This is a genomic window from Paenibacillus sp. GYB003 (genome assembly GCF_036577625.1).
Taxonomy (GTDB): domain Bacteria; phylum Bacillota; class Bacilli; order Paenibacillales; family NBRC-103111; genus Paenibacillus_AB.
Genome location: NZ_JARBDC010000065.1, coordinates 71733 through 80374 on the forward strand (window position 1 = coordinate 71733; position 8642 = coordinate 80374).

Annotated in this window: 5 protein-coding genes; all 5 read left to right on the top strand. The window is 58.8% G+C overall.

Annotated features, from left to right (window positions below; genetic code table 11):
* The first annotated feature begins 59 nt into the window (after window positions 1-59).
* The 5 genes from PV407_RS20675 (at window position 60) to PV407_RS20695 (ending at window position 8448) form a co-directional block, all read left to right on the top strand.
* Window positions 60-1226, top strand: coding sequence for a carbamoyl phosphate synthase small subunit (locus tag PV407_RS20675; protein WP_332091887.1), 1167 nt, complete (start codon window positions 60-62; stop codon window positions 1224-1226).
* The gene (carB, locus tag PV407_RS20680; RefSeq protein ID WP_332091888.1) at window positions 1213-4437 is read left to right on the top strand and encodes a carbamoyl-phosphate synthase large subunit; all 3225 of its coding nucleotides are present in this window, start codon (window positions 1213-1215) and stop codon (window positions 4435-4437) included. The genes PV407_RS20675 and carB overlap by 14 nt, the downstream gene beginning before the upstream one ends.
* Before the next feature lie 138 nt (window positions 4438-4575).
* Window positions 4576-5307 (top strand): orotidine-5'-phosphate decarboxylase, encoded by a 732-nt coding sequence (pyrF, locus tag PV407_RS20685; protein ID WP_332091889.1) that lies wholly within the window; start codon window positions 4576-4578, stop codon window positions 5305-5307.
* A gap of 13 nt (window positions 5308-5320) precedes the next feature.
* On the top strand, window positions 5321-5959 hold the full coding sequence (gene pyrE, locus PV407_RS20690) for an orotate phosphoribosyltransferase (RefSeq protein WP_332091890.1): 639 nt from the start codon (window positions 5321-5323) through the stop codon (window positions 5957-5959).
* A gap of 1172 nt (window positions 5960-7131) precedes the next feature.
* The gene (locus tag PV407_RS20695) at window positions 7132-8448 is read left to right on the top strand and encodes an ABC transporter substrate-binding protein (RefSeq protein ID WP_332091891.1); all 1317 of its coding nucleotides are present in this window, start codon (window positions 7132-7134) and stop codon (window positions 8446-8448) included.
* Window positions 8449-8642: the final 194 nt, after the last annotated feature.

Sequence of the window (8642 nt, forward strand, 5' to 3'; positions counted from 1 at the left end):
TACATTCAGACTCGCCAGCAAACCATAAACCGGCTGCGAATCGATTGGAGGAATAAACGATGCAAGCGAGATTATTGTTGGAAGACGGCACGCTGTTCACGGGCAAAGCTTTCGGCAGCGAAGGCGAATCGGCCGGTGAAGTCGTGTTCAACACCGGGATGACCGGCTATCAGGAAGTATTGTCCGACCCGTCCTACTGCGGGCAAATCGTCACGATGACGTACCCGCTCATCGGCAACTACGGCATCGCGCGCGACGATTTCGAATCGATCCGCCCGTTCATTCACGGGTTCGTCGTCCGCGAGCACGAAGAGGTGCCGAGCAACTGGAGGGCCCAATATACGATCGACAGCCTGCTGAAAGAATACGGCATCGTCGGCATCAGCGGCATCGATACGCGCATGCTGACCCGCAAAATCCGGCATCACGGCGTCATGAAAGGGATGATCACGACGTCGAACCGCTCGGTCGAGGACATGCTCGAGCAGCTGAAGGCGACGCGGCTCATTACCGACCAGGTCGCCCGCGTATCGACGAAAAGCGTATTCGGCTGCCCGGGAACGAAGGAGCGCATCGTGCTCGTCGATTTCGGCGCGAAAAGCGGCATCGTCCGCGACCTGACGAAGCGCGGCTGCGACGTCGTCGTCGTGCCGCAGGACGCGACCGCGGAGCAAATTCGCCGCCTGAGCCCGGACGGCATTCTGCTGTCCAACGGACCGGGCGACCCGAAGGACGTGCCGCACGCGGCCGCGATGATCGCCGAGCTGCTCGGCGAGTTCCCGATATTCGGCATTTGCCTCGGACACCAGCTGTTCGCGCTCGCCTGCGGCGCCGACACGGAGAAGCTGAAGTTCGGCCACCGCGGCGGCAACCATCCGGTCAAAGATTTGATTTCGGGCCGCTGCTACATTACATCGCAAAATCACGGCTATACCGTCAAAGAAGACTCGATCGCCGGCACCGACCTGATCGTGACGCACATCAACAACAACGACAAAACGATCGAAGGCTTGAAGCATAAGACGCATCCGGCGTTTTCGGTGCAATACCATCCGGAGGCGGCTCCGGGACCGTTCGATTCGAGCTACCTGTTCGACGATTTTCTGACGATGATCCACAGCTTCAAGGAGCAACATCCGCGCGCTCCGCGGCAGGCCGAAATCGTAGCCGCGCGCGGCGCGACCGCATCGCACCGGGGGGAGGAACTGGCATATGCCAAAAAATAAATCGCTCAAAAAAATACTCGTCATCGGCTCCGGCCCGATCGTCATCGGTCAGGCCGCCGAATTCGACTATGCCGGTACGCAGGCGTGCGAAGCGCTGAAAGAAGAAGGAATGGAAGTCGTCCTCATCAACAGCAACCCGGCGACGATCATGACCGACACGAACATGGCCGACAAAGTGTACATCGAGCCGATTACGCTCGACTTCGTCTCGCAAATCATTCGCCAGGAGAAGCCGGACGGCTTGCTGCCGACGCTCGGCGGACAAACCGGCCTCAACATGGCGGTCTCGCTCGCCAAAGCCGGCGTGCTGGAAAAAGAAAACGTCAAGCTGCTCGGCACGCAGCTCACGTCGATCGAGAAAGCGGAAGACCGCGACTTGTTCCGGGAGCTGATGCGCGAGCTCGAGCAGCCGGTGCCGGAGAGCGTCATCGTGACGACGGTGCCGCAGGCGGTCGATTTCGCCAACGAGATCGGCTATCCGATCATCGTGCGTCCCGCTTATACGCTCGGCGGCACGGGCGGCGGCATTTGCAACACGGAGGAGGAGCTCGTCGAGATCGTCTCCTCGGGACTTCGGTACAGCCCGATCGGCCAATGTCTCGTCGAACGCAGCATCGCCGGCATGAAGGAAGTCGAATACGAAGTGATGCGCGACGCGAACGACAACTGCATCGTCGTCTGCAACATGGAAAACTTCGACCCGGTCGGCGTCCATACGGGAGACAGCATCGTCGTCGCGCCGAGCCAGACGCTTTCCGACCGCGAATACCAAATGCTGCGCTCCGCGTCGCTGAAAATCATTCGCGCGCTGAACATTGAAGGCGGCTGCAACGTGCAGTTCGCGCTCGATCCGCACAGCTTCCAATATTACGTCATCGAAGTCAACCCGCGGGTCAGCCGCTCGTCGGCGCTCGCGTCGAAGGCGACCGGCTATCCGATCGCCAAGATGGCCGCCAAAATCGCCATCGGCTATACGCTCGACGAGCTCGTCAACCCGGTTACCGGCCAAACGTACGCGTGCTTCGAGCCAACGCTCGACTATATCGTCTCGAAAATTCCGCGCTGGCCGTTCGACAAGTTCACGAGCGCGAACCGCAAGCTCGGCACGCAAATGAAAGCGACCGGCGAAGTGATGGCGATCGGCCGCACGTTCGAGGAGTCGATTCATAAAGCGATCCGTTCGCTGGAAATCGGCGTGCATCGGCTGTTCCTGAAAGGGACCGACCAGCTGGATAAAGAAACGCTCGAAGCGCGTCTCGCGAAGCCGGACGACGAGCGGCTGTTCCTGATCGCCGAAGCGTACCGCCGCGGCTATACGCTGCAGCAAATCCAGGATTTGACCAAAATCGATTGGTGGTTCCTCGGCAAGCTGGAGAGCCTCATTCAATTCGAAGCGCGGCTGACCGGCGAGCTGTCGGACGAGCTGCTGCTCGAAGCGAAGCGCAAAGGGTTCACTGACCGCGCGATCGCCGAAGTGCGCACGCTGGCCGGCGCCGATTCGTACGTGCTCGAAGCGGACGTCCGCGCGCTCCGGCTTTCGAAAAACATCAAGCCGGTTTATAAAATGGTCGACACGTGCGCGGCCGAGTTCGAAGCGACGACGCCGTACTACTACTCGACGTACGAAACCGAAGACGAAGTGATGGAATCGGCGAAGGAGAAAGTCGTCGTTCTCGGCTCCGGCCCGATCCGGATCGGACAAGGGATCGAATTCGACTACTCGACCGTGCACGCCGTATGGGCGATTCAGGCGGCCGGGTACGAGGCGGTCATTATCAACAACAACCCGGAGACGGTATCGACCGACTTCTCGACGTCGGACCGGCTGTACTTCGAGCCGCTTTTCTTCGAGGACGTCATGAACGTCATCGAGCGGGAAAATCCGATCGGCGTCATCGTGCAGTTCGGCGGCCAGACGGCGATCAACCTGGCGGCGCCGCTCGCCAAAGCCGGCGTGCGCATTCTCGGCAGCAGCCTGGAGAGCATCGATACGGCCGAGGACCGCAAAAAGTTCGAGAAGCTGCTGCGCGATTTGAACGTCGCCCAGCCTCCGGGCGGAACGGTCACGTCGGTCGACCAGGCGGTCGGCACGGCTTCGCAGTTCGGGTACCCGGTTCTCGTACGCCCTTCGTACGTACTCGGCGGACGGGCGATGGAGATCGTCTACTCCGACGCCGAGCTGCTCAGCTATATGGAATACGCGGTGAAAATCAATCCGGAGCATCCGGTTCTGATCGACCGGTACATGCTCGGCAAAGAAGTCGAAGTCGACGCGATCTGCGATAAGGAAACGGTACTCATTCCGGGCATCATGGAGCATGTGGAACGCGCCGGCGTCCACTCCGGGGACTCGATCTCGGTATATCCGCCGCAGTCCATCTCCGCGGAGCTGAAGCAAAAAATCGTCGACATTACGGTCAAAATCGCCAAGGCGCTCGAAGTCGTCGGCCTCGTCAACATCCAGTTCGTCATTTACCAGGACGAGGTGTACGTCATCGAGGTGAACCCGCGTTCGTCGCGTACGGTACCGTTCCTGAGCAAGGTGACGAACGTGCCGATGGCGAACGTCGCGACACGCGTCATCATGGGGCAAAAGCTGGCCGACATGGGCTACGAAACCGGTTTGTGGCCGGAAGACGATCACGTTTCCGTCAAAGTGCCGGTGTTCTCCTTCGCCAAGCTGCGCCGCGTCGAGCCGACGCTCGGTCCGGAAATGAAATCGACCGGCGAAGTGATGGGCCGCGATACGAACTTCGCGAAAGCTTTGTACAAAGGCTTTATCGGCTCGGGGATGAAAATTCCGCCGACCGGCGCGATCATCGCCACGGTTGCGGATAAAGACAAAGAGGAAGCGGTCGGCATTTTGCGCGGATTTTTCGAGCTCGGCTACAAAATCGTCGCCACGGGCGGAACCGCCGACGCTCTCGAAAAAGCGGGCCTGCGCGTCGAGCGCGTGAACAAGCTGAGCGAAGGATCGCCGAACATTCTCGACCTGATCCGCAACGGCGAAGCGCATTTCGTCGTCAATACGCTCACGAAGGGCAAAACGCCGGAGCGCGACGGCTTCCGCATTCGCCGCGAGGCGGTCGAAAACGGCGTCGTCTGCATGACGTCGCTCGATACGGTCAGCGCGCTGCTGCACGTGCTCAACACGATCAACTTCTCGTCCCGCGCCATGCCGGCGACGAAATTGGCGGGAGCCGCGAAATAATTCGAATATGCTGCCGAAAGCCGGTTTCCGGGGCGACGAACGACCGCCTACGGGACCGGCTGTCATATGACCCAGGATGCTTTTGCGACTCAACCATTGAACTTTCATCCCGATACATGTAAGGGAGGCCCGACGGCTATGAAAACGACCGGCAATCCGGCGGAGCGGATCATCGTCGCTCTCGACTATCCCGATCCGCAAGGCGCGCGCCAGCTGCTGAAGCGGCTCGAAGGGATTCCTTGCTATATGAAGGTAGGCATGGAGCTGTTTTACGCAGCCGGACCGCAGTTCGTGCTGGAGCTGAAAGACGCCGGCTACAACGTGTTTCTCGACTTGAAGCTGCACGATATTCCGAACACGGTCAAAGGCGGCTCGGCCAGCATCGCACGGCTCGGCGTCGACATGTTCAACGTCCATGCCGCCGGCGGACGGGCGATGATGGAGGCGGCGCGCGAAGGCGTGGAGCAGGCGTTATCGTCCGCGCCGGGAGCCGCGAAGCCGATCTTGATCGGCGTCACGCAGCTGACGAGCACGAGCCGGCAGATGCTCAACGACGAGATCGGCATCGCCGGTCCGATCGAAGAGGCGGTGCTCCGGTATGCGGAGGCGGCCAGAAACGCCGGTCTCGACGGCGTCGTCGCTTCGCCGCTCGAGGTGGCGCGCATCAAGGAGCGATGCGGCGTATCGTTCGTCACGGTGACGCCGGGCATCCGGCCGGCCGGGGCGGCGATCGGCGACCAGTCGCGCGTCATGACGCCGGAGCAGGCGTTCGCCGAAGGGACGGACTACATCGTGATCGGGCGTCCGATTACGGCGGTCGACGACCCGCGCGAGGCGCTCGAACGAATCGTAACATCGATATCCGTCTAAGGAGGAGCTTTTCATGACATTGCGCTATTTGGACGAACAAATCGCCGAGGCGCTGCTCGAAACCGGCGCCGTCGCTTTGCGCCCGAAGCAGCCGTTTACGTGGACGTCGGGGATGAAATCGCCGATTTACTGCGACAACCGGATCACGATTTCGCATCCGTCCGTCCGCGATTTGATCGCGCTCGGCTTCGCCGAAACGATCCGCGAGCGGTATCCGCAAGCCGAAGTGCTTGCCGGCATCGCCACCGGCGGCATTCCGCACGCCGCCTTCGTCGCGCAAAAGCTCAATTTGCCGATGATTTACGTGCGCGACAAAGCGAAGGGGCACGGCAAAGAGAACGTCATCGAAGGCGTCGTGAAGCCCGGGCAAAAAGTCGTCATGATCGAAGACTTGATCTCGACGGGCGGCAGCTCGGTGAAGGCGGCCCAGGCGGTTCGCGATGCGGGGGCGGACGTGCTCGGCGTCATCGCGATATTCAGCTACGAGCTGGAAAAAGCGGCGAACAATTTCGCCGAGGCGAATTTCGAGTTCGGCTCGCTGTCCAATTATTCGGCGCTGATCGACGTCGCGCTGAAGCTCGGCAAAATCGGGGCGGATGAGCTGGAGCTGCTGAAGCAATGGAAGACGAACCCGGACGGGTACGGGGTGTAAGAAGCAATCGAACGCAAACGGAGCCGTATGCGGTACGACCGAACAGTCGTCCGTATGCGGCTTTTTTTTAGTTTACTAAAGAATTTATATCTTTCCGGGTTCTTTTTCTGATCCAGCCGGGCGGTCGGAATCGAATGTCTAGCGAACGGGAAAACCTCCTGTTCACTCGCTCACCTATAGGTATCGTGGCGAAATACCGGGAAAAACTCCCGATAAAATGGCGTAGTATCGGCGAAAAGCGCAGTATGAAGGGGTTTAACGGGACGTTTTCCCGTTGTTTTGCCCGGAAACGGGAAACGACCGAAAATAGCGGGAACTTTTCCATCTCGCCTCCCGCTCCGCCGCCGTTTCGGCGTGCAAAAAGGTTCGGTTTGCGCAGAAAAGGCCGTCCTGTCCTAACCTTCACTTAAGCGCCAAAGCCGGAGCGGGTTTCCTGCTGCCGGCGGCGGGAAACGGCGATACCGGCTCGGATGACCTGCGCCGGCGTCGTCGGGAGTTGGAGCGGGGGACGAGCATGGGGCGGCGGCGGGACTAGCCCCAAGTTCCGAATGTCTAACGGACATGGCGGCCGCTATTGGGCCTAAAAACGGCTTATTTTATTTCTAACGGACACAGGCGCACCTATTTGGCGAAAAACCCCCTGTTGGACGGCGGTTCGGAGCAAATAAGTGCAATGGTGTCCGTTACGATTGGAAAACGGCCGATTTTCGCGAAATAAGCGCCGTGGCGTCTGTTACGTTTCGGAAGCCGACTGTTTGCGCTCACTCCTCGAAATACGTTCTTGTTTTTGTGCGAAGGCGGAAGCGGCTGCGGCATGTCGCGGGCGGGTTTAGCGGACGTTCGAGACTCTTATTGTCGGCAAAATAACCGGAAATAGCGGACGTTTTGTGCATCTTCTTTCGATCAAATGGACCATTTCCACGGCGCGGTGTGCGAAATTGCGCCAAAACTACTAAGAATCGAGGCAAGTCGAATTGTAAAAAATATTTATAGATTATCCATAATTATTGAAACATTATTACAATTCGGATATAATTGGAAATGGAACGGCTTACAAAACGATGGAAGGGGCTGCAGCCGAAACGAGCAGACAAAATGGAATCCGTCTGGCCATGCTTCATTGAACAGACGCAGTCGGTTGTCGAAGTTGTCGAACAGGAGGGGTTGCGGTTATGGGCAATAAATGGACGATGTCGCTGTGCATCGCCGCTTTACTTGGGGCCGGCGCCTGCGGGAAGCAGGAGGCGCCGCAAACGAGCGTCGCTCCGAAAACGAAGGACGACGCATTTATGCAGCAGAAAGTGACGTTGAAGCTGTTTTCCCACAGCGCCGGCATCAATACGGAGCAGGATGTGAACGACTTGCTGCTCAAGCCGATTCAGGCGAAATATCCGAACTTATCGATCGAGCTCATAACGGGGAAAAAGCTTGAGGAGCTGCCGGCCGCCGGCGAAGTGCCGGATCTGATCGCGACGAGCAACTATTACATGATCGATCCGATCGAGCTCGGCATGGCCGGCGATTTGCGGGAATTCGTGAAAACGTCTAACCTCGACATGAGCAAGTTCGAGCCGCAGACGGTCAAGGTCATCCAAAATTTCGGCAAAAACGGGGAAATATACGGGATCCCGTTCTCGATGAACTACGGCATTATGGCTTACAATAAAGATATTTTCGATATGTTCGGCGTGGAGTATCCGAAAGACAACATGACATGGAACCAGGTCATCGACCTGGCCAAAAAGGTGACGCGGCAGGAAGGCGGCGTCCAATATGTCGGCATCGATCCCGGCCCGGCGCTGGCGCTGTCCAGAGCGTATTCGCTGCCGCTGCTCGAGGCCAATCAGGAGAAGGCGGCTTTGACGACCGACGGCTTCCAAAAAGTGTTCCGCCAGGCGAAGCAAATATTCGACATCCCGGGCATCGTCGATCCGAACAAAAAATATTCGTACGGGGTCGGCTTTTTCCTGAAGGACAAAAGGCTGGCGATGTATCCGTATTGGCTGTCGGCGTTCGCCAGCTCGCTATCGGCCGCGGATCAACCGGGCAAACAGTTCAACTGGGACATGGTGACGTATCCGTCGTACGACGACAGGCCGGGAATCGGCCGCGAGGTCGACTTCCACCTGTTCATGGTGCCGCCCGCCAGCAAAAACAAGGAGGCCGCCTTCCGGGCAATCGAGGTGCTCGCCAGCGAGGATGCCCAGAAGGTCATGAACAAAGGCGCGCGCATGACGGCGCTGAAAGACCCGGCGCTGCGGAAGCAGTTCGCCTCCGATATGAAGGTGTTCGAAGGGAAAAACCTCGAAGGCATTTTCAAAGTCAATCCGGCGCCGCTGCCTCCGGCCTCGAAGTACGACGTCAAAATATACGGATTTTTGAACGACGCGCTGAAAAGCGTCATCGTCGAAGGGACGGACATCAACACCGCGCTTCGTACGGCAAACGAGAAGGCCGACAAGCTGATCCAGGAAATGAAAGCCAAATAACGGCAAGCGGACGTCCGGCCGGATGTCCGCGCAAGACGCTCGGGCATGCCATGTCCGGGCGTCTTCCATTGTACGCCCAGCATGGGCGTCATCTTTAGGGTGTAAGTCCTGAACGGGGGCTGGCGAGCGCCTACCGTTAGCTAAGGGCAAGGGTGTCTGTCGTGAGGCAGAATCTGAAGGAAGCCGGAGGCAAA